This window comes from Fannyhessea vaginae DSM 15829 (assembly GCF_000159235.2).
GTDB classification, from domain to species: domain Bacteria; phylum Actinomycetota; class Coriobacteriia; order Coriobacteriales; family Atopobiaceae; genus Fannyhessea; species Fannyhessea vaginae.
On the sequence record NZ_ACGK02000001.1, the window covers coordinates 274,341 to 296,199 of the forward strand.

The following is a 21,859-nucleotide window of genomic DNA, read 5'->3' on the forward strand; positions in this document are numbered from 1 at the left end:
CAGGTATGTGTAATACGTGGACGTATTGGAGGCATATATGATTCTGGGTATGGGTCCTTTAGAGCTTGTTATTGTGGTAGCCATTGTTTTGGTTATTTTTGGACCTAAAAATCTTCCAAAACTCGGAAGTGCATTGGGTAAAACCGTTAAAAGCGTTCGCGAGGGTCTTGATGATTCAAGCGATGACACCAATAAAAAAGACGAAAAAGCAAAAAGCTCTGCTAAATCTCAAGAAGCAGAGGATGTTGTCGTTGAGGACAGCAAAGAGCATTAGTCTTGTTTGCGCATGTCACGCACTTTGTGTGTAAGGTAAAGTATTGTGCGCTAACACATGAGCATGGATTGTAAGTTTCTTTTGAGAAGGTAGCAGATGGATAAAAAAGAGTTGATACTTACCCCGGAAGGTCGCCAGAAGTTGGTTGACGAACTTGCGTATCGTGAGGGCGAGAAGCACGAAGAAATTGTTGAACGCCTTAAAGAAGCACGTGGGTTTGGCGACTTATCAGAAAACTCCGAATACGATGCCGCCAAAGAAGAGCAATCACTTAACGAGTCGCGTATCAATGAGATTCGCCAAATTTTGGCTACTGCTAAAGTGGTTGAACACACTGATGGCGAGTTGAGCGTTTCTATTGGCACTACCGTTGAGCTTTCCGATAAAAAAGGCAAGTCAATCAGCTTTACCATTGTTGGTACCACCGAAACAGATTCTCTTGAGCATAAAATCTCAAACGAATCGCCAGCAGGCGCCGAGCTTATTGGCCATGTTGTGGGCGATGTAGTAAGCTTTTCTACCCCAAGTGGTAAAGAAAAAACCTACACGATATTAAATATTACTCGTTAGGTGCAACTGATTCGTTCGTGTGTTTTATACGACAAGCATTCGCGTCCTTGCGCCCCGCGGCTCAAGGCGCGTTTTTGCATTTAACAGTGCATATGCGCTCATGAACAAGCCAGGTGCACGCAGCCACACGGTAAGCAATCGATACACATTACCAGCTATTAAGGAGTTATCAAATGTCCGAATCTACGGCTTTAACCTCATCGGAGTCAACTATCAATGACGAGCGCGCCACGCGTCGTGCAAAGCGTAAAGCTCTTATTGAGCAAGGCATCAATCCATATCCTATTTCGAGTACCATTACTGCCTTTGCGCGCGATCTTGAAACGCAGTATGGCTCACTTGAAGATGGAGCTGCTACAGAAGACTCCTACACGGTTGCAGGCCGTATTAGGGCGTATCGTCGTCAAGGCAAGGTTTGCTTTATCGTTTTGGAAGATAAAACAGGCACCATTCAGCTCTTTTTGCGCATTAACAATATGAGCGAGCAAGACTGGAATTTGCTTTTGCAACTCGATTTGGGCGATATTATTCAGGCAACAGGCGTGATCGTGCGTACACGCAGAGGACAGTTGTCAGTGTCGGTTACCAAGTTGGTTTTGCTTTCTAAAAGCGTGCGCCCCTTGCCCGAAAAGTTTCACGGATTAAGTGACCGCGAAATTCGTTATCGTCAGCGCTACGTTGACTTGATTATGAACCCCGAGGTTCGCGACGTTTTTCGCAAGCGCAGCCACATTATTTCGCTCATTCGTCGTTTTATGGAAAACCAAGGTTATCTTGAAGTTGAAACGCCTATGATGCATCAAATTTTAGGTGGAGCAAATGCGCGCCCGTTTACCACGCATTTTAATGCGCTCGACTGTGATTTTTACTTAAGAATTGCAACGGAATTACCGCTTAAGCGCCTGATTGTTGGCGGCATGGATCGTGTTTTTGAAATTGGCCGTCAGTTTAGAAACGAAGGTATGGACCTTACCCATAACCCCGAATTTACGTCTATGGAAGCTTATTGCGCGTATTCCAATTTGCAGGGTATGAAAGAGCTTACCGAACAAATGTTTCAGCTTATTGCGCAAGATGTTTGCGGTTGCGAAAAGGGAAGCGAAATTATTACGTACCAGGACAAACGCGTTAATATGAGTGGTACGTGGCGAAGCGTTGCACTCTCTGATGTTGCGTCTGAGGTTGTGGGCGAAAAAATTAACATGGATACACCTGTTGAGCATCTACGTGCCCTTTGTGACAAGCACGAAATTTCGTGGGAAGAAAGCTGGGGCGCAGGTAAGCTACTCTTTGAAATTTATGATGAGCTTGGTGAGCAAACGCTTCAGGATCCAACATTTGTATGCGACTATCCAGCAGAAGTTTCGCCTCTTTCTAAGCGCAAAGATGAAGACCCGCGCTTAACAGATCGTTTTGAACTTGTGATTTGTGGTCACGAATACGCAAACGCATTTTCCGAGCTTAATGACCCCGTTGACCAGGCGCAGCGCTTTATGGCACAGGTTAAGGCAAAGGGCATGGGCGACGATGAAGCCATGGGTTACGATTATGATTATGTTCGCGCGCTTGAGTATGGTATGCCACCAACTGGCGGAATTGGATATGGTATCGACCGCATGATTATGCTGTTCTGTGATCAGCCATCCATTCGCGACGTATTGTTGTTCCCACAAATGAAACCCGAAAGCATTTCAAAAGACGATATTGCCGCTCAGGTGGATAATTCCTAAAGGGGGCTTAAACCCATATGTTTGAACAATTTACCGCGCAAACACGAAACATCTTACTACTTGCTCAAGAAGAGGCCCGCAGCGTAGGAAAACTCTACGTTGGTACCGAGCATATTTTGCTCGCATACCTCAAAGACGAGGAAAATTCCGTTACGCAGGTGCTATCGTCATTTGATATTACCTACGCGCAGGCATATGAAATTGTGGAATCGCTTGCCTCTACAGGCGCGGCCGACGCCGCGTCGGGACACGTGCCGTTTTCGGCGCTTACCAAGCGTGCGCTTGCACAAGCTTTTACGCTTGCATCCGCTCATGCTACTGGTTTAATTACTACCAAGGATCTTTTTATTGCCATGCTTGCGCTCCCCGAGAGCCATGCATGCTTGGTGCTCACGCGCATAGGTGTTTCGTTTTCGTCGCTTAGCACGGCAATTGACGCGCTTGATGACAGCGAAGAATATAGCGCTCCAGAAGACGCGGAGTCTACTCAAGACGAGCAAGACGATGACTTAACCGAGGTTGCCTATGGTATTCCATCGGCTTCGCAGGCGCGCTCAAAGATGGGAAAATTGCTTAAACGCTATGGGAAAAATTTGGTTGCCGTGGCGCAACAAGAAAAACTTGATCCTGTAATTGGCAGAGATAAAGAGATCACACGCATTGCGCAAATTCTAGCTCGCCGTCAAAAAAATAATCCGCTTATTTTAGGCGATCCTGGTGTAGGAAAAACCGCGGTTGTAGAAGGTTTAGCTCAACTGATAGCCACGCATAATGCTCCCGTGACTCTAGCAGATAAACAAATTTGGACGCTTGACATCTCGTCGATGCTTGCAGGCGCAAAATATCGCGGAGAATTTGAAGATCGCTTAAAGCGCGTTATTAACGAGGTGCGCAAAGCAACCAACATCATTTTGTTTATCGATGAAATTCATACGATTATAGGGGCAGGCTCTGCCGAGGGTTCCATTGACGCTGCTTCTATTTTAAAGCCGCCACTTTCGCGCAGTGAAATTCAAGTTATTGGAGCTACAACTGCAGAAGAGTATCGCAAACACATCGAAAAAGATCCGGCTTTAGAAAGACGTTTTCAGCCCGTTGAGGTTTGTGAGCCCACGGTTTCTCAAACGTTGCAGATACTCAAAGGTTTAAGCGCGCGTTACGAAGCGTTTCATCACGTTCATTACACGCAAAATGCTTTAGTTGAGGCCACGCGTCTGTCGCACCGCTATATTCAAGACAGGTTTTTGCCCGATAAAGCAATTGATGTGATTGATGAGGCAGGTGCTCGTAAATCGGTGGTTAAACGTCATGAGCCGCACGAGATTGTTACTATGCGCACTGCACTTGCCAAGCTCAAAGAAAAAAAGGAGCGCCTGCTCGCGCACGAAAATTACGAGGATGCGGCATCGGTTAGGGATGACGAAAAATCTTTGGAGCAAAAGATTGTTCATGCGGTAAAAGATTGGGAGAAATCGCGTGCATCCGAGCAGCAAAATGTTGATGTAAATGATATAGCTCGTGTTATATCGGATATTTCAGGTGTTCCCGTTACAAGTCTAACAGAAAAAGAGTCAGAAAAACTACTCCGCTGCGAACAAGAGCTGCATAAACGACTTATTGGCCAAAAAGAAGCGGTGGCAAAGGTCGCGCACGCTATTCGCCGCTCGCGCTCGCCTCTAAAAGACCCTGCGCGCCCTGGCGGCTCGTTCATATTTTTAGGGCCTTCGGGTGTAGGAAAAACAGAGCTTGCTAAGTCTTTAGCCGAGTTTTTGTTTGGCACGCAAGAAGCACTTATTTCGTTTGACATGTCAGAATTTATGGAGAAACACGAGGTCTCTAAGCTAGTTGGCGCGCCTCCAGGATACGTTGGCTACGATCAGGGCGGAGAGCTTACCAAGGCTGTTCGTCGCCGTCCGTACTCGGTTGTTTTGTTCGACGAGATAGAAAAAGCGCATCCAGACGTATTTAATATCTTGCTTCAAATTTTGGAGGAAGGTCGCTTAACCGATGGTCAGGGTCGTGTTGTAGACTTTTCCAACACGGTTATTATCATGACCTCTAACATTGGAGCGCGCGAAATCGCGCACACTTCTCCTATGGGCTTTAGTTCCCAAGGTGATGACGGTCTGTCGTACAAAGAAATAAAATCGCGCGTTAAAAGTGAACTTAAGCGCTCATTTAGGCCAGAATTTCTTAATCGTGTTGACGAAATTGTTGTCTTTACCACGCTTTCCAAAGAAGAACTCAGAAAAATTGTGGAGCTTATGGTTTCTCAGCTGGCATACCGCCTTGCACAAGAGCACATTATGCTTACGCTGAGCGACGCTGCTTGTGATTTAATTGCTCAAAAAGGTACCGATCCTATTTATGGTGCACGTCCTTTGCGTCGTACGCTCCAACGTTTGGTTGAGGATCGTCTTGCCGAAGACTTGCTTGAGCATAAGTGGAGCGCGGGCGATGAGGTGTACGTTGACGCGCAGGAGCATGAGCTTGTGTTCAAAAAGCGCGAAGCCGACTTACAAAAGCTACAAGCTTTACGTGCGCAAGGATCACAACTTGCAGACGCGGAACCTCATGTATCGCATGAACGAAGCGTTTCTTATGTGGGCACGCAAAATGCAAGCGGTGGAGCATACAGCGAGTAACCTACATAAGTTTATGCCGCATGCAGACTTTGCAAGCGTTTGTGTGCGCAACAATTATATAATGGTTGTGGTCGCCAAGAAATTCGTGTCAAAATGAAGGAGCCTTTGAAGGCGTTGCGCTTTGTTAAACCATAGCAACACCTCCATAAACCGTGTAAGAGCATAAGCCAAGGAAAGGAGATGCCATGAGCACATCTCAAACACCTGAGGATGCGCAAGATACTAAAGCACGCTTGCGTGACGCCATTCGCAAAACAGCGCCAGGCACGTCTTTGCGTTTTGCGCTCGATATGATTTTAGCAGGTCATCTTGGTGCTCTTATATGTATTGGCGACACGGATAATGTTTTGGCGGCAGGTGACGATGGCTTTCGTTTGGACATCTCTTTTACGGCAAATCGTTTGTTTGAGCTTTCAAAAATGGACGGCGCTATTGTTATTGACCGCGGCTTAACTAAGATTTTGCGCGCAAATTATCATCTTAATCCTTCACCTTCGCTTCCTACGTCCGAAACGGGCATGCGTCACCGTACGGCAGCGCGTATGAGCCTGCTCACCAAAGCGGTGGTTATTTCGGTGTCTGAACGCAGACAAGTGGTTGCTATATACGTGGACGGTCACGGCCATCAGCTTCAATCGGTTCCAGAACTTATGAGTTCGGTTAACCAAATGTTGGTTTCTATGCAAAGCACGCGTGCGCAGCTTGACCGTGCTCTTTTGCGCCTTACCACACTTGAGCTTGATGACTATGTAACGCTTTCTGATATTGCAGACACCATTTATCTCTTTGAAGTGCTTATGACCGTTTCCGAGCAATTAAGCGACATTATTTTACAGCTTGGTAGCGAGGGTAAAACCATTGAAATGCAGCGTGAAGAGTTTATTGGTAATGCGTCAAGCGATTACACGCTGCTTATTAGAGATTATGCAAAGGATTCGTCCGAAGAGCACGCGCAGTGCATTCGTAAGCAATTGCACGAAATTTCAAATTCGCAGCTGCATGCACCCGATAAAATAGCCGAACTTCTTGGATTTGAAAACAAAGGCGAGGAATCAATTATGGTTCCACTTGGGTTAAGAACACTTTCTAATGTTTCGGTGGTTAGAAAGGGTATGGCAGATAAGATTGTAGATGAGTTTGGCTCGCTGCAACAGCTTTTGGATGATATTGAACAAAACCCCTCTAAGCTCGATGAACTTGGTGTGGATAATCCTTCAATTTTGGCTGATAGTTTATATCGTATGTGGGGCAAGCGCGCATGACAGCAGATACCTGCGCCGTTATAGCCTCTGGTGGCACGGGTTCGCGTTTTGGCGACCCCTGCGGAAAACAATACACCACCTTATGCGGTTATCCCATTTCATATTGGGCAATACGTGCTTTTGTAGAAGCGCCTTCGGTGGGCTGTATAGTTATTGTTTGTGCTGCCGAGCGCCAATCCGAAATGGAAAAGCGTGTGGTTTGCCATCTGCATACACAAAAGCCCATAGTGTTTGCTCATGCTGGTGCTACGCGTCAACTTTCAGTGTATGAAGGTCTGTGCCACGTACCTTCTACCTTTAATTTTGTGGCTATCCACGATGGCGCGCGCCCACTTATTAAAGTTGATACCATAGAGGCTTGTATCAACAAACTACGTACCACTCCTCATATAGCAGGTGCAATTTGTGCGTTTCCCGTAAGCGATACCCTTAAAACGGTTGACGGTACACGCATTATCTCAACACCTAATAGAGCACTGTTTTGGTCGGCGCAAACTCCGCAGGTTTTTAGGCGAGAAATTATCTGTAAAGCGCACGAATATGCACTTACGCACAAACGCAGTGTTACCGACGATGCTTCAGTTGTCGAACAAATGTTTGGAGATGTGGTGTGCGTTGAAAGTCCGCGCGATAATATAAAGATAACGCTCCCCGAAGATTTTGCCGTTGCAAAAACTTTGCTGGAGCAACGCTTTAATACGCAAGACTCATAGCAAGGAGATACCATGCGGATAGGGCACGGTTTTGATGTTCACGCGTTTACCAAAGATAGACCCTGTATTATTGGGGGTGTTACCATACCATATGAGCGTGGCTTATGGGGCCATTCCGATGCAGATGTTTGCGTGCATGCACTTATGGATGCACTTTTAAGCGCGGCGCGTCTAGGCGATATCGGACAACTGTTTCCGCCCGATGATCCTACATATGACAATGCCGATTCGTGTAAGCTCTTGCATGAGGTTGTAAGACGTCTTAAACAAAGCGGCTTTGCAATTGTTGATTGCGATTGTACCATTGCAGCTCAAGTGCCTAAGATTTCGCCATATCGTGAGCTTATGCGCAAAAAATTGGCAGAGGTTATGGATATACCGCTTGAGCATATAGGTATTAAAGCAACTACCACCGAGGGTTTAGGTTTTGTTGGAAGGTCAGAAGGTATAGCAGCATGGGCATGCGTTTTGCTTGAGGAAAACGTGTGCGCTAAGATTAAACAGTAAAGTAGTAACCGCCATACCTTTGAAGCAACGGTTGTATAACAAGGAGTTCACATGCTAATTTACAATAGTAAAACGCACAAAAAAGAAGAGTTTATACCTCTTGAACCCAATCGCGTTCGCATGTATGTGTGTGGACCTACTGTTTATGACCAAATTCACATAGGGAATGCTCGTACGTTTTTATCGTTTGATATTATTCGTCGGTATTTACAGTACAAAGGCTTTGCTGTTGTATTTGCTCAAAATCTTACCGATGTTGATGACAAAATCATCAATCGTGCCAATGAGCAAGGCATTTCGGCAGACGAGCTTGCAAAAACATATTCTTGTGCGTTTATCGAGCAAATGCACCGCTTTGGGATTTTGGATCCCGACATTCGCCCTCGTGCAACTGCAGAAATCGAACATATGCAGGTCATGATTCAAATACTTATTGATAAGGGTCATGCCTATGTGGCTGATAACGGCGATGTATATTTTTCGGTACGAAGCGATCACAACTACGGGGTAGTTTCCGGAAGGCAGCTTGATGACATGCGCGCAGGTGAACGCATCGAGGTCAACGATGCCAAGCGCGACCCGTTTGATTTTGTGTTGTGGAAAGCTGCAAAACCTTCCGAGCCCAGTTGGGATAGTCCTTGGGGCAAAGGTCGTCCTGGCTGGCATACCGAGTGCTGCGCTATGATACATAGGTATCTAGGTACGCCTATTGATATCCATGGTGGCGGACAAGATCTTATGTTTCCACATCATGAAAACGAAAACGCGCAGGCAAGCTGTGCATGGGACAAGCCTTTGGCAAATTATTGGATGCATGCAGGTATGTTGCGTGTAGACGGTGAAAAAATGTCAAAGAGCTTGGGCAATTTTTACACGCTCAAAGAAGTTCTTGATGCCTATCCTGCCGATGCGGTGCGTTTGCTTATGTTGCAAACACATTACCGTGCGCCACTTGATTTTTCGTTTGAACGACTTAACGGCGCGCGCGGAACCCTGCAAAAACTTATTGGTTGCGTAGAAAACTTACGCTGGTCGGCAGAGCAATCGGGAGAGTCGGGTGCCTTAGGCAAAGCAGAACAAGCTCTTGGCAATGCAGTTGATCATGCTCAAATAGAATTTGAAACGCAAATGGACGACGACTTTAACGCCGCAGGTGCACTTGCTGCTATTTTTAATCTTATGGCGCACGCAAACAAATATCTCGAAGAAGCAGGTGCACATCCCTGTGTTGCTCCCATGCTTCGTTGTGCCGACATGCTTTGCGAGCTCTGCTCGGTTTTAGGTATTACGCTTGCAGCTAAAACATCTGAGCTTCCTGCTGAAATTATTGACTTAGCGCAAAAGGTTACCCAACAGAGTGCTTCTAGCTGCGAAGAGGCCGCACGCCTGCTTATTATGGCTCGCGCAGAAGCTCGGAGCAATAAAGACTGGACGCGCGCCGATGCCATACGTGACGGCATTGCAGAGCTGGGGCTGATGGTAGAAGATACCGCTAACGGTACGCGCATTAAGGTTAAAAACTAATTGATAATGACACTGCATTTGCTTAATGTATTGGTGAGCAAATCTGCTGATGAGGGAATACAAGATGGCCCAAACACATAATTCACGAGGCAATTTCAAAAAGCCAACAAAAAAGAATAAGAATGTGCAAAATGCCCATTTTACATCAAACGAAAAAGGCGCACCTTACAAAAAGCGTACGCGTGTAAGTGGCGATAGCGGCACACGCGCGCGTTCTTCGAGTGCGCACGCGCGTTCTTTCTCATCTCAAAAGCGCAGTTCAGGTGCTTCTTCTGCGTATATGCGTCCGCGGCGTGAACGTGGCGTACGCGCGCCCATGATTGAGGGTAGACGCGCCTGCTTTGAAGCGCTTGAGGCCCACTTACCTCTTAAAAAGCTCCTTGTTCAAGAAAATATGAACGCCGCGTTGCAAACAGCCGATGTTGAGCGTTTAATTACTTGTGCCCGTGAGCGTGGTATTGCGTGTGAATATGTTAAAAAGTCTGCTATGGACTCATTAAGTTCGCACGGTGCACATCAAGGCGTTATGTTTGAAGCGGCACCTTTTGCATATGCCGAGTTCGGTGATGTGCTTGCCGCTATTGACCGCAAAGGTGCTCGCGCTACAGACGCTTCCGCTGCGGACGCTTCCGCTGCAGACGCTTCCGCTGCAGACGCTCACGAGCTCGTCACAAACACCGACAATCAGACAGCCGCCCACAAACAAGCTTCGCTTGTTGTGCTGCTCGACCACGTAGTTGATGAAGGCAATTTTGGCGCTATTGTTCGTTCTGCCGAGGTTGTGGGCGCGTCTTGTGTCATCATCGCAAATGCACGGTGTGCATCGGTTGGCGTGGGGGCATATAAAACGTCAGCCGGAGCAGTGCTCCACATGCCTATTGTGCAGGTTGTTAATTTGGCGCGTGCAATTGATGAGCTCAAAGAGCATGGTTTTTGGGTTATTGGAGCCAGCGAACATGCACAGCAAACGGTATGGGACGCTCCTTTCACGGGGAAAGTTTGCTTGATTATGGGCTCAGAAGAAAACGGTATTTCGTCGCTTGTACAAAAAAAGTGCGACTTTATCTGCAAGCTCCCTCAACGTGGCCGTATTGAGTCGCTTAACGTTGCGCAAGCTGCAACAGTTATGTGTTATGAATGGATGCGTCAGAACAAACTCTCTGTTTAAGTCATCTGCGTCTGCATGTGAGTTTGCTACCATACGGAAATAGTTATGAGTCGTCATAAAAATCAGTATACAAAAAAGCCTCTTGGAAAGCGCGAAACGCAGGCTGCGTCTGCACAAGCTGCTGCTCGGCGAGCCAAACAGTCGCTACAGCTGATTTGTCGTCCTGCGTTTGCTCATTTGCCGCTTCTTGTGGTTGATGGTTACAACGCACTTATGGCTACCAAACACTATGCGTCTAGTATGGGCGAAGCTTCTTTTTCTCCGTCTGATAATGCTTCTTGTGCTAAGGCACAAGACTCTAGGTCACATAGAAATGCCTTGGTAGCAGGGGAGTCTTCTGCTTTTGCTACTCATGCCGATCCTTTTGATCGCGCTCGTGAGCGCTTGATCAGCGACATTGCTGCTTTTGCTCAAGGTAGTTACGAAGCGGTGGTGGTTTTTGACGGAACACAGAATTTGTCAAATGTGCCTGCGGTTTCTATTCAAGCGGGTATTTGTGTTGTGTTTTCTCGAAACGGTGAAACGGCTGATAGCGTAATTGAGCGTCTGGTTACGCAAGAAAAACAAGTTAACAGAAAAATTACCCTCATTACCTCGGATAATACCATTCGTTCTACCGTGGGCGACGACGTTACTAAATTAACAAGTGCACTTTTATTGCACGATGTTGAACAGCAAAATGCACGTTCGCATACCGATTCTGTGCGTGCAAGTCATCAAAAGATGACGGTGGAATCGCGCGTACCAAAGGAAACGCGCGATAAGCTGTGGAAACTTTTGGGCGATCTCTCTCATCGTTGAGTTGGGTGTCTAGGAGTTAATGCGTCTTGCTGCCGTATCACCTGCGCAAATGTTGCTAGCACAACCAATATCATCTGTGCAAATGTTGCCAACTACAAGTAACATCACCTGCGCAAACGCTTTATATTATTTCAGGCACCTGTTGTCGGCAAATTGTGGAACTTTGCCAAATTTAAGCGATTTTGAAAAAAACAGTAGCAAAAAAAATAAGAACACGATATTATGCATAGTGCAATGCTGGCGTAGCTCAATGGTAGAGCCCTGGTTTTGTAAACCAGTTGTTGTAGGTTCGAGCCCTATCGCCAGCTCCACTGAATTAAACAAACCAAGCTTCGGCTTGGTTTTTTTGTATCTTGATGTCATGTGTGTATTGTTGGCGTGTATAAGAGTTGGCATAAGAATTGCCATCAACCATAAGAGGCGTGTCAGGCAAGCATAAGAGTCACCATAAGAGCAAGCGTGAGGCACAGCATAAAGCTTTGCAATAAAATCCATCATAAAAGTCCTCCTAATGTCAACGAGCTATCGGCGAGTTTTGCCAATTATGGTGGAAATATGATATGGATACGCGCGGTTCAGTGGTAGAGGTTGACAAGAATAAAATTCAGTCGTAATATGCTTACGCTCATGAACAAGATTGAGTCAAGAAAAACTCACAAATGTGCGCTCTTCATCGAAGAGAACACAACGACGAGAGTTCGTGGGAAGCTTGAAAATATGGGGGTGTGGCACAGCGGCAACTGCGGCGGACTGTAAATCCGCTCCTTCCAGGTTCCTTGGTTCGAGTCCAAGCACCCCCACCATTTCGCCCGTGTAGCTCAGTCGGTAGAGCACTTCGTTGGTAACGAAGAGGTCACCGGTTCAAGTCCGGTCGCGGGCTCCATTGTTCAGGCATTTATGCCGGTGTAGCTCAGCTGGTTAGAGCACACGGCTCATACCCGTGATGCCACTGGTTCGAATCCAGTCACCGGTACCAGGAAATTAACGGTGAAAACCGTTTAAAAAAAGTTACTTTCAACTCCTCTCTAGTTGAAAGTACATGTAGAAGTGAATGGCCGATAAGGTTGTTTTTCACAGAGGAGGACGGCAATGGCCAAAGAGAAATTTGATCGTAGTAAGCCGCATGTTAACATTGGTACGATTGGTCACGTCGACCATGGTAAGACTACCTTAACTGCAGCCATCACTAAGGTTCTCTCCGAGCAAGAGGGCTGCAAAGCAGACTTCACCGCTTTCGAGAACATCGACAAGGCTCCTGAAGAGCGTCAACGTGGTATTACCATTAACGTTGCTCACATTGAGTACGAAACTTGGGAGCGTCACTATGCACACGTAGACTGCCCAGGTCACGCCGACTACGTTAAGAACATGATTTCTGGTGCAGCTCAGATGGATGGTGCAATCCTCGTAATTGCTGCTACCGATGGTCCTATGGCTCAAACTCGTGAGCACATCTTGCTTGCTCGCCAAGTAGGTGTTCCTTACATCATCGTATTCCTTAACAAGTGCGATATGGTAGACGATGAAGAGCTTATCGACCTCGTTGAAATGGAAACTCGTGACCTCTTGAGCGAATATGACTTCCCTGGAGACGACATTCCTATCATCCGTGGTTCTGCTCTTGGTGCTTTGAATGGCGAGCAAAAGTGGGTAGACTCTGTAGTAGAGCTTATGCACACTGTTGACTCCTACATTCCAACACCTGCTCGTGACAACGAGAAACCATTCTTGATGGCTGTTGAAGACGTTATGACCATTTCTGGTCGTGGTACCGTTGCTACTGGTCGTGTTGAGCGTGGTGAGCTTAAGCTTAACGACACCGTTGAGATCGTTGGTATTAAAGATACTCAATCTACCGTTGCTACTGGTATCGAAATGTTCCGTAAGACTCTTGACTTCTGTGAAGCAGGAGACAACGTAGGTATTCTTCTTCGTGGCATTAAACGTGAAGACATCCAACGTGGACAGGTTCTCTGCAAACCTGGTTCAGTAACTCCTCACAAGAAGTTCACTGGCGAGATTTATGTTCTTACTAAAGACGAAGGTGGACGTCACACTCCATTCTTCTCTGGATACCGTCCTCAGTTCTACTTCCGCACCACTGACGTAACCGGTGACGTACAAGCTCTTACCGATGCTAACGGCGGTAAAGTAGAGATGGCTATGCCTGGCGACCACGTAACCGTTACTTGTGAACTTATTCACCCCATTGCTATGGAGGAAGGTCTTAAGTTCGCTATTCGTGAAGGTGGCCACACCGTAGGCGATGGTCGTGTATCTACCATTATTGAGTAGTACATTCACGTTTGCTTGCTAAATTCCGTAAGGTTTATTACAGCAAACAATAGGTCCGGTGCTCCACATAGGGACGCTGGACCTATTTTACCGTTTTAGTTATACAGAAGAAATCACTCAGATGACTTGCTGCGATGTTTGATAATTTGGTGGTTTTGTTAAGTTCTGTAATTTGCTTAAACAATTATTGACAGTCTTAACTGTTGAATGATAGCGTTAGCTATCGTGTTGTCTTATCGAAGGCAACAGTTACAGGAGGATTTATGCGTACTTTAGTTACTCTTGCATGCACCGATTGCAAGCGTCGCAACTATACTACGGACAAAAATAAGTCCAACACTCCAGATCGTATGGAGCTTAAGAAATATTGTCCGTGGTGTCATAAACACACCCTTCATAGGGAAACCCGCTAATTAGCGGATGTAATTAGGCCAGTAGCTCCAATGGTAGAGCGGCGGTCTCCAAAACCGTTCGTTGTGGGTTCGAGTCCTACCTGGCCTGCCAGAAATACCACCGGCTTTCTTCATTTAGAAGAGAGCCGGTTTCATGCATACTTAGAAGAGCTCTAAAGGAGTGAACTGATGGCAAAAAAAGAGCGACAAAGGAGAAGTGCTCGTCAAGCACGTTCGCAAGAGCGTGAACGCATGGCTGCTGATGCTGCTAGTGACGAGGCAACAACATCGTCTACTAAGGCGGTTCAGTCTTCTCTTCAGCCATCGCGTAAGCACTCCAAGTCTGATGCAAAAAAGGCTAACGGAGGACGCATTAAAACCTATTTTAAAGCCGTTAAAACCGAAATGCATCGTGTGGTATGGCCAAGCAAACCTGAGCTTAAGAATTATTCAGGTGCCGTTATTTGTGCGCTCGTTGTTTGCGGGCTGGCTATTTGGCTTGTAGATACAGGGTTTGTAGCTCTGCTCGTGAGCTTCACAGGTTTGAGAGGTTAGTTGTGGCAAAGCATTGGTATGTAATTCACACCTATTCAGGGTACGAAAATAAGGTTAAGTCAGATCTTGAACACCGTATAGAAACTTATGGTCTTGAAGATCAGATTGTTGATATTAAAATTCCAACCGAGGAAGTTGTACAGGTTAAAAGCGATGGAAAACGCAAGAACGTTGAAACCAACGTTTTCCCTGGTTACGTTTTGGTTCGCATGGAAGTCGATGATAATTCGTGGGCTGTTGTGCGTAATACCAATGGTGTAACGGGTTTTGTCGGCATCGACGGAAAGCCTGCACCGCTTCGTCGTTCTGAATTTAATAAAATGATGAGAAAATCAAACGCTTCTCAAGAAAAGGTTACGCCACAAAGCATCACCACCGATTTTGAGGTGGGAATGGCCGTGCGTGTTATCCAAGGTCCGCTTGAAAAGTTTGAAGGCAAAATTACCGAGGTTATGGTTGAGGCAGGTAAGCTTAAGGTTTCGCTTACCATCTTCGGCCGCGAAACTCCAGTTGAGCTTACCATGAATCAAGTGGAAGTTATTGCGTAGCAAAGCGAAGTTAAGCTTTTCTACGTGGCTTGTATAAAGCCACAAGTTGGACATTCTCTTGTCTGGTTTACTGCTCATAAAACAGGCAAGATATGAATGATTTGCATGTTGTATTCGAAAGAATATGCTTCTCAGCATGCAAGAAATAGTATGGGTAGCTTTGAGAATAAGATTCTCAAACAACACCAAGGGAGCATTATGGCTAAGAAAGTTGTAAAGTTTATTAAGCTGCAGATTCCTGCAGGTAAAGCAACTCCTGCACCTCCAATTGGTTCTACATTGGGTGCAGCTCAGGTTAACATTATGCAGTTCTGCCAAGCATTTAACGCAGCTACTGCAGACAAGGGCGGAGACATTATCCCTGTTGAGATTTCCGTTTACGAAGATCGCAGCTTTGATTTTGTATGCAAAACTCCACCTGCAGCTAAGCTTATTATCAAGGAGCTTGGTATTAAAGGCGGTTCTGGCGTTCCTCAACGCGACAAAGTTGGACAACTTACTCAAGAGCAATTAACCAAAATTGCCGAAATTAAGATGCCTGACCTTAATGCAAACGACATTGAGGCTGCTAAGAAGATCGTTGCAGGTACCGCTCGCTCTATGGGTGTTACGATCGCTGAGTAGTAACACCTTTCTGATGACTTTTGGGTCACTTGTAAGTCTATAGAATTGCTTGCAACTCAAAAGGAACATCAGAGCTTTTGTATTCATGTGGGAGGACATTGGCGTCCGTTATAACCACCCAACTACCTAAAGGAGGTAGCTTTTATGCCAAAGCATGGAAAGAACTATCGTAACGCTGCTGTCAAAGTAGAACCAGCTAAACTCTACACTCCCAAGGAAGCTCTCCAGCTTGTTAAGGAGCTTTCATCTGCAAAGTTCGACGAGACCGTTGAAGTTGCAATTCGCTTGGGCGTTGATACGCGTAAAGCAGATCAAAACGTTCGTGGTTCTATTTCTCTTCCTCACGGAACGGGTAAAACTGTTCGTGTAGCAGTATTTGCCGAGGGCGACAAGGCTCGCGAAGCTCAAGAAGCTGGCGCAGATATCGTTGGTTCCGACGATTTGATGGAAGACATTCAAAAAGGTGTTATCAACTTTGATGCTGTTATTGCAACACCTAACCTTATGGGTAAAGTTGGTCGTCTTGGTAGAATTTTAGGACCTCGTGGTTTAATGCCAAACCCCAAGCTTGGTACCGTAACCATGGATGTTGCAAAGATGGTAAGCGAGCTTAAAGCAGGTCGTGTTGAGTATCGTGCTGATCGTTATGGTATTTGCCACGTTCCTATGGGTAAAGTTTCCTTTGATCTTAACGACTTAGCAGAGAACTACGGTGCACTTTTCACCGAGCTTTTGCGCGTTAAGCCTTCAAGCACTAAAGGTCGTTATGTGAAGTCCGTTGTATTTTCTTCAACAATGGGTCCTGGCGTTAAAGCCGATACTTCTGTAACACGTAACTTTACCGAGGCATAAACGCGTTTGCGTGGTAAACGCAATCGCAATAAAGCGAGAATCTTCCTCGTCCAGTTTGTTCTGGGCGAGGTTTTTCTTAGGTATTTTAGCTTTACTCCATTCAAAATATTGGTCGATTTTTGTTCAGACAGTTGCGGGTTCATCTATCATGAACAACGAAGGCTGCTCAGTATAGAAATTTTGCCTGTATACAAGCTGTACCAACGTATTCACACAAGGAAATAATGAGTTCTGTGTATAGCAAGGCTTGGATGAATATATGGCAATCATATGTAGGGGCAGCAATTTGCTACATATTTTGCCTGCAAACCTTGCGCTTCCCCAAAAGTTAGCTACAATAGAGAAGTTGCAGATACCAATCTGCTCAAGTGCACATAGCACGTTCGCTGCCAAAGACAGCCGGTGCTTCGTTTTAGAAGCTTAAAGGGAGTACACATGGTGTATAACCGCCTGCCGAGGTGGTCTTAAGAATCGTCTTCTTGTAGACCCCGCTTTGGCATAAGCCAAGCAGGGTCTTTTTTATGAAGGCTCGCTCGCGTCAGCGCTCGTGCCCGAGTAAAACATAAGGAGGTGTATCTATGCCTAACAAACTTAATATTTCTATGCTCGATAAGGCTGCTCAATCAATTGAGAACTCCAAAGGTGTGTTTGTTATTGACTATCGCGGACTTACCGTTAAAGAGACACAAGGTCTTCGTCGTGCTCTTCGCGAAGCGGGAGCTCACATGAAGGTTTACAAGAACAACATTGTTAAGATTGCTCTTAAGAATGCCGATCTTCCCGAGATCAGCGGTCTTGAAGGAACATGTGCATACGTGTTCTACGAAAATGACCCTGTTGATGCAGCTAAAGTTATCAAAAAGCAAGCTGAAGCTCTTAAAAAGATCGAATGGATTGGCGCGTTAGCCGATGGTAAAGCTCTTGATGCACAAGGTGCAAAAGCTTACGCCGAGCTTGCTAGCCGTGATGAGCTTGTTGCTAAACTCGTTTACGTTCTTGGTAGTCCTCTGTCTGGCATTGCTTCTGTTTGTGCAGGTCCTGCTCGTGGACTTGTTACTGCTTTGGACGCAGTTGCCGAAAAGAAAAACGCTGCTTAGATTTAAGCGCACAGGTCAGGCACTATGCTTGCCGTCTTAGTAAATAAAAGGGCGAAAGCCCCGATTGTATAAGGAGAATACAATGGCTGTAACTAAAGATGAAATCATTGAGGCTCTTAAAGAGATGCCAGCCCTCGAGCTTTCTGAGCTCGTTCACGAACTTGAAGATGTATTTGGCGTATCCGCTGCCGCTCCTGTAGCAGTTGCTGCTGCTCCTGCTGCTGGTGCTGCTCCTGCAGAAGAAGAGAAGACCAACTTTGACGTTGAGCTTACTTCAGTAGGTTCTAACAAGATTGCTGTTATTAAGGTTGTTCGCTCTCTTACTTCTCTTGGTCTTAAAGAGGCTAAGGACGCTGTTGAGGCTGCTCCTAAGGTACTTCTTGAAGGCGCAAAGAAAGAAGACGCTGAAGCTGCTAAAAAGCAACTCGAAGAGGCAGGTGCTTCTGTTACTCTTAAGTAACAACCACCTCTTAAGCGCCTAATTTTTAGGTGATACATAAAAGAAGAGCTAGATTCGCTTGGATCTAGCTCTTTTTGTCATATGTTTGAACTGTGTAGATTCTGTGCAGTTTCTGCTAACCCCTCACATGCTCTCCATATATGCGCGTGAGTTGATTTTAAGAAATGCCTGTTTATACATGGTGAAATCGAAAATCTAGTCCTAAGCGTAAAGTATGTCAAGGTCTGATATTGACGACTGTCATAACCTTAGCTAAATTGTTACGTTGCGACAATTGCCGCCTCCCACCCTTTTGAAGGAGGAAAAGCCTGGTGCCTAAATTAAAATCAATCCATGGTGATAGACCGAAGCAGCGCGACCGCGTAAGCTTCTCCAAGATTGCTCCTACTATGGAGCTTCCTAATTTAATCTCTGTGCAGAAAGAGTCCTTTGCACGATTCATGACCGATGGTCTTGCTGAATCGTTCATGGAATTTTCTCCTATAGAGAACTCTACTCAAACAATGGAGGTGACCTTTGGTGCTCATCAATTTAGTGATCCACCACACACCATTGCCGAGTGTAGAGCTAAAGATATTTCGTATCAAGCTCCTCTTCTTGTAAACGTTCGCTTTATCAATAAAGAAACGGGCGAAATGAAGGAGCAGCTCGTGTTTATGGGAGATTTCCCTCTCATGACCGATCGCGGTACCTTTGTAATCAACGGTACCGAGCGTGTAGTTGTTTCTCAGCTTGTTAGATCTCCTGGTGTTTATTTCTCAGAAGAAATGGATAACGGAGTCCAAACACATCATGTTCAGTTTATTCCTGCACGTGGTGCTTGGCTTGAGTTTGAAGTGGACAAGCACGGTCATCTTGTTGTATCCATCGACCGCAAACGTCGTCAGAATGCAACGCTGCTGCTTCGTGCGTTAGGCATTGCCGAGTCCGACGAAGAAATCATCAAACTTTTGGGCGATTCCGAGATCGTTAAAGCAACGCTTCAGCGCGATGTTGCAACCACGCGTGAGGACGCTCTTATCGAAATTTATCGTCGTCAACGCCCTGGTGAGCCACCTGCGGTAGATTCTGCTCGTTCGCTTATCGAAGGATTGTATTTTAATAACCAGCGTTATGATTTAGCGCGCGTAGGTCGTTATAAAGTTAATAAAAAGCTTGCTCTTGAAATTGATCCAAGCGTAAAGATTCTTACCAAAGAAGACATTGTTGCTGCTCTTCGTTATCTGCTCGCTCTTCATGCAGGAGATACTACCAAAAAGACAGACGATATCGACCACTTTGGTAACAGACGTGTTCGTACAGTAGGCGAGCTGGTACAAAATCAGTTCCGCATTGGTTTAAGCCGTATGGAGCGCGTTATTCGCGAGCGTATGGCAACGCAAGATCCCGATGACATCTCGCCACAGTCTCTTATCAATATCCGCCCAATTGTAGCGGCTATTAAAGAGTTCTTTGGTTCTTCGCAGCTGTCGCAGTTTATGGATCAGTCAAACCCACTTGCTGGCCTTACGCACAAGCGCCGTCTTTCTGCATTAGGACCTGGTGGTTTGGCAGGTCATAAGTCTGGCTCAAGCCGTCGTACTAATGTTCCTACCGCAGTGCGCGACGTTCACAACTCTCACTATTCACGTATGTGTCCTATCGAAACGCCTGAAGGTCCAAACATTGGTCTTATTGGTTCTCTTGCGCTGTTTGCACACGTTAATGAGTATGGATTTATCGAAGCTCCATACCGCAAGATCGTAGACGGCAAGGTTACCGATGAAATTGATTGGATGATTGCAGACGAAGAGGAACATCACGTTATTGTTCCTGCAGATGTTCCTGTAGATCCAAAGACAGGTCGTTTTGTTGCAACAGACGCTCACGGAAAAATTTATTATCCCGAAACTGTTGTTGCACGTACACGCAACTTTGACGGTACCTTTGGTGCACCAAGTGAAGTAGACGTTAACGAAGTAGACTACATGGACGTGTCTCCTTCTCAGATGCTTTCAGCCGCTGCTAACCTTATTCCGTTCCTTGAGCACGACGACGCAAAGCGTACGCTCATGGGTGCAAACATGCAGCGTCAGGCGGTACCTTTAATTAAGCCTCATGCTCCTTATGTTGGAACTGGACTTGAGCGCGCTGCAGCATACGATTCTGGCGAGTCGGTTATGGCAACTCATGCCGGCCAAGTTGTAGAGGTAGACGCTTCGCACGCCGTTGTTCAAACCGAGGACGGTTTTGAGCGCTATGACTTCCCCAAGTACCAACGTTCTAACCAAAGCACCTGCATTAACCACCGTCCTGTGGTAAAGGTAGGTCAAAAGGTTGAGCAAGGTCAGCCTCTTACCGATGGTACATCCATTGATAAAGGCGAGCTTGCATTAGGTGTTAACTTAACCGTTGCCTACATGCCTTGGGAAGGTTACAACTACGAGGACGGTATCGTTGTTTCTGAGCGCCTTGTTCAAGACGACCTGCTAACCTCTGTTAATATCTCTCGTCACGAAGTTGACGCGCGCGATATTTCTGCAAAACATGCCGAGGAAATTACTCGCGAAATTCCTAACCAATCCGAAGAAGCACTTGCCAATTTGGACGAAGACGGTATTGTTCGCATTGGTGCCGAAGTTGGCCCTGGCGATATTTTGGTAGGTAAGGTTACTCCTAAAGGTGAGCCTGCTCCAACTCCAGAACAACGTCTTATTGCTGCAATCTTTGGTAACCGTGCACAAGATGTTCGCGATACCTCGCTTAGAATGCCACACGGTGCATACGGCCGCGTTGTGGATGTTGTTCGCTTTGTTCGCCCCGAAGATAAATCTAAAGAAAACGAGCTTCCTCCAGGAGTTAAAGAGCTTATTCGCGTATTTGTTGCCCAACGTAGAAAAATTCAACAAGGCGATAAGATTTCTGGTCGTCACGGTAACAAGGGTGTTATTTGTAACGTCTTACCTGTTGAAGACATGCCGTATATGGCAGACGGTACTCCTATTGACGTGTTATTAGACCCGTTGGGCGTACCTTCTCGTATGAATGTTGGTCAGCTGCTTGAGTGCCACTTAGGTTGGGCTGCAAGCCATGGTTACGACGTAGACAGCGAGGACTCAGACAAGGTTGTAGAAGGACCTATGTTTGTTTCAACGCCTATCTTCGACGGTGCAACCGATGTAGAAGTTGCCGACGCAATTCGTCGCACCAACATCAACATGATTAACAAAGCTATGCGCACCTACGGCAAGCGTATGAACAAAGCATTTGTTCCTCAGCTTAACGAACAGGGTAAAACTACGCTTTATGATGGCCGAACTGGTGAAGCATTTAAGAGCCCCATTACCGTTGGAACTTCTTACATCTTAAAGCTTGGCCACATGGTAGACGATAAAATTCACGCTCGTTCAACTGGTCCTTACTCTCTTGTTACGCAGCAACCTTTGGGTGGTAAAGCTCAATTTGGTGGTCAGCGTTTTGGTGAGATGGAAGTTTGGGCTTTGTATGCATACGGCGCATCCAATGTATTGCACGAGCTTATGACCGTTAAATCAGACGATACCAACGGCCGTGTTAAGACGTATGAGTCTATCGTTAAGGGCGAAAACGCACCTCGTCCGGGTATCCCCGAGTCGTTTAAGGTTTTGGTAAAAGAGATTCGTTCTCTTGCACTTAACATTGAACCTATTGTTTATAAAGAAAATGTTCCGGCCAAGCCTGTGGAGCAAGAAGACAAACCCGAGGCGGTCGATGTATTTGCACATGCCGATTCTGCTGATGATTTAATTGGCGGATCAACAATTATGTCTCATCATTCCGATGAGGTTCTTATTGGCGGCACGCTCAAGGATAAGGAGTAGCGA

19 protein-coding genes and 5 tRNA genes are annotated in these 21,859 nt (G+C 46.1%); all 24 read left to right on the forward strand.

Translation table 11 applies throughout. The features are described from left to right. Window positions 1–37 precede the first annotated feature (37 nt). The 24 genes from HMPREF0091_RS01135 to rpoB all read left to right on the forward strand — a co-directional run bounded on the left by HMPREF0091_RS01135 (window position 38) and on the right by rpoB (window position 21,856). On the forward strand, window positions 38–274 hold the full coding sequence (locus tag HMPREF0091_RS01135; RefSeq protein ID WP_010241907.1) for a twin-arginine translocase TatA/TatE family subunit: 237 nt from the start codon (window positions 38–40) through the stop codon (window positions 272–274). A 96-nt stretch (window positions 275–370) separates the two neighbouring features. Further along, window positions 371–844 (forward strand): transcription elongation factor GreA, encoded by a 474-nt coding sequence (gene greA / locus HMPREF0091_RS01140; protein WP_006302330.1) that lies wholly within the window; start codon window positions 371–373, stop codon window positions 842–844. A gap of 173 nt (window positions 845–1,017) precedes the next feature. Next, on the forward strand, window positions 1,018–2,574 hold the full coding sequence (gene lysS / locus HMPREF0091_RS01145; RefSeq protein ID WP_006302331.1) for a lysine--tRNA ligase: 1,557 nt from the start codon (window positions 1,018–1,020) through the stop codon (window positions 2,572–2,574). 17 nt (window positions 2,575–2,591) lie between these two features. Beyond that, window positions 2,592–5,219 carry an ATP-dependent Clp protease ATP-binding subunit gene (locus HMPREF0091_RS01150; protein ID WP_006302332.1) on the forward strand — a complete coding sequence of 876 codons (2,628 nt, stop codon included), beginning with the start codon at window positions 2,592–2,594 and terminating at the stop codon, window positions 5,217–5,219. Window positions 5,220–5,404: 185 nt separating this feature from the next. Next, window positions 5,405–6,481: a DNA integrity scanning diadenylate cyclase DisA gene (gene disA, locus HMPREF0091_RS01155; RefSeq protein WP_006302333.1), complete on the forward strand. Its 1,077-nt coding sequence runs from the start codon at window positions 5,405–5,407 to the stop codon at window positions 6,479–6,481. Further along, window positions 6,478–7,194: a 2-C-methyl-D-erythritol 4-phosphate cytidylyltransferase gene (gene ispD, locus HMPREF0091_RS01160; RefSeq protein ID WP_006302335.1), complete on the forward strand. Its 717-nt coding sequence runs from the start codon at window positions 6,478–6,480 to the stop codon at window positions 7,192–7,194. The genes disA and ispD overlap by 4 nt, the downstream gene beginning before the upstream one ends. A gap of 12 nt (window positions 7,195–7,206) precedes the next feature. Beyond that, complete coding sequence (ispF, locus tag HMPREF0091_RS01165; RefSeq protein WP_006302336.1) at window positions 7,207–7,701, forward strand: 2-C-methyl-D-erythritol 2,4-cyclodiphosphate synthase; 495 nt, start codon at window positions 7,207–7,209, stop codon at window positions 7,699–7,701. Between the two features lie 51 nt (window positions 7,702–7,752). Next, on the forward strand, window positions 7,753–9,225 hold the full coding sequence (cysS, locus tag HMPREF0091_RS01170; protein ID WP_006302338.1) for a cysteine--tRNA ligase: 1,473 nt from the start codon (window positions 7,753–7,755) through the stop codon (window positions 9,223–9,225). 64 nt (window positions 9,226–9,289) lie between these two features. Next, window positions 9,290–10,393, forward strand: coding sequence for a 23S rRNA (guanosine(2251)-2'-O)-methyltransferase RlmB (gene rlmB / locus HMPREF0091_RS01175; protein ID WP_010241912.1), 1,104 nt, complete (start codon window positions 9,290–9,292; stop codon window positions 10,391–10,393). A 45-nt stretch (window positions 10,394–10,438) separates the two neighbouring features. Further along, window positions 10,439–11,194 carry an NYN domain-containing protein gene (locus HMPREF0091_RS01180; protein WP_006302342.1) on the forward strand — a complete coding sequence of 252 codons (756 nt, stop codon included), beginning with the start codon at window positions 10,439–10,441 and terminating at the stop codon, window positions 11,192–11,194. 236 nt (window positions 11,195–11,430) lie between these two features. Continuing rightward, window positions 11,431–11,505 (forward strand) — tRNA-Thr (locus HMPREF0091_RS01185). Between the two features lie 408 nt (window positions 11,506–11,913). Next, a tRNA-Tyr gene (locus tag HMPREF0091_RS01190) sits at window positions 11,914–11,997 on the forward strand. Between the two features lie 4 nt (window positions 11,998–12,001). After that, a tRNA-Thr gene (locus HMPREF0091_RS01195) sits at window positions 12,002–12,077 on the forward strand. Window positions 12,078–12,093: 16 nt separating this feature from the next. Continuing rightward, window positions 12,094–12,170: transfer RNA gene (locus HMPREF0091_RS01200), tRNA-Met, on the forward strand. A gap of 113 nt (window positions 12,171–12,283) precedes the next feature. Beyond that, window positions 12,284–13,489, forward strand: a complete 1,206-nt coding sequence (gene tuf, locus HMPREF0091_RS01205) for an elongation factor Tu (RefSeq protein WP_006302344.1) — start codon at window positions 12,284–12,286, stop codon at window positions 13,487–13,489. 263 nt (window positions 13,490–13,752) lie between these two features. Further along, window positions 13,753–13,902, forward strand: coding sequence for a 50S ribosomal protein L33 (gene rpmG, locus HMPREF0091_RS06155; protein ID WP_006302346.1), 150 nt, complete (start codon window positions 13,753–13,755; stop codon window positions 13,900–13,902). 15 nt (window positions 13,903–13,917) lie between these two features. Further along, window positions 13,918–13,993: transfer RNA gene (locus HMPREF0091_RS01210), tRNA-Trp, on the forward strand. Window positions 13,994–14,070: 77 nt separating this feature from the next. Then, complete coding sequence (gene secE / locus HMPREF0091_RS01215) at window positions 14,071–14,436, forward strand: preprotein translocase subunit SecE (RefSeq protein ID WP_006302348.1); 366 nt, start codon at window positions 14,071–14,073, stop codon at window positions 14,434–14,436. A gap of 2 nt (window positions 14,437–14,438) precedes the next feature. Continuing rightward, window positions 14,439–14,984 carry a transcription termination/antitermination protein NusG gene (gene nusG, locus HMPREF0091_RS01220; RefSeq protein ID WP_006302350.1) on the forward strand — a complete coding sequence of 182 codons (546 nt, stop codon included), beginning with the start codon at window positions 14,439–14,441 and terminating at the stop codon, window positions 14,982–14,984. 195 nt (window positions 14,985–15,179) lie between these two features. Further along, window positions 15,180–15,608, forward strand: coding sequence for a 50S ribosomal protein L11 (gene rplK, locus HMPREF0091_RS01225; protein WP_081451058.1), 429 nt, complete (start codon window positions 15,180–15,182; stop codon window positions 15,606–15,608). Between the two features lie 144 nt (window positions 15,609–15,752). Then, entirely contained in the window at window positions 15,753–16,460 is a 708-nt protein-coding gene (rplA, locus tag HMPREF0091_RS01230; protein ID WP_006302354.1) for a 50S ribosomal protein L1, read from the forward strand. A 578-nt stretch (window positions 16,461–17,038) separates the two neighbouring features. Next, window positions 17,039–17,557, forward strand: a complete 519-nt coding sequence (gene rplJ, locus HMPREF0091_RS01235) for a 50S ribosomal protein L10 (protein ID WP_006302355.1) — start codon at window positions 17,039–17,041, stop codon at window positions 17,555–17,557. 82 nt (window positions 17,558–17,639) lie between these two features. Then, window positions 17,640–18,017, forward strand: a complete 378-nt coding sequence (gene rplL, locus HMPREF0091_RS01240) for a 50S ribosomal protein L7/L12 (RefSeq protein ID WP_006302356.1) — start codon at window positions 17,640–17,642, stop codon at window positions 18,015–18,017. Between the two features lie 311 nt (window positions 18,018–18,328). Beyond that, window positions 18,329–21,856 carry a DNA-directed RNA polymerase subunit beta gene (rpoB, locus tag HMPREF0091_RS01245; protein WP_006302357.1) on the forward strand — a complete coding sequence of 1,176 codons (3,528 nt, stop codon included), beginning with the start codon at window positions 18,329–18,331 and terminating at the stop codon, window positions 21,854–21,856. The last annotated feature ends 3 nt before the right edge of the window (window positions 21,857–21,859 follow it).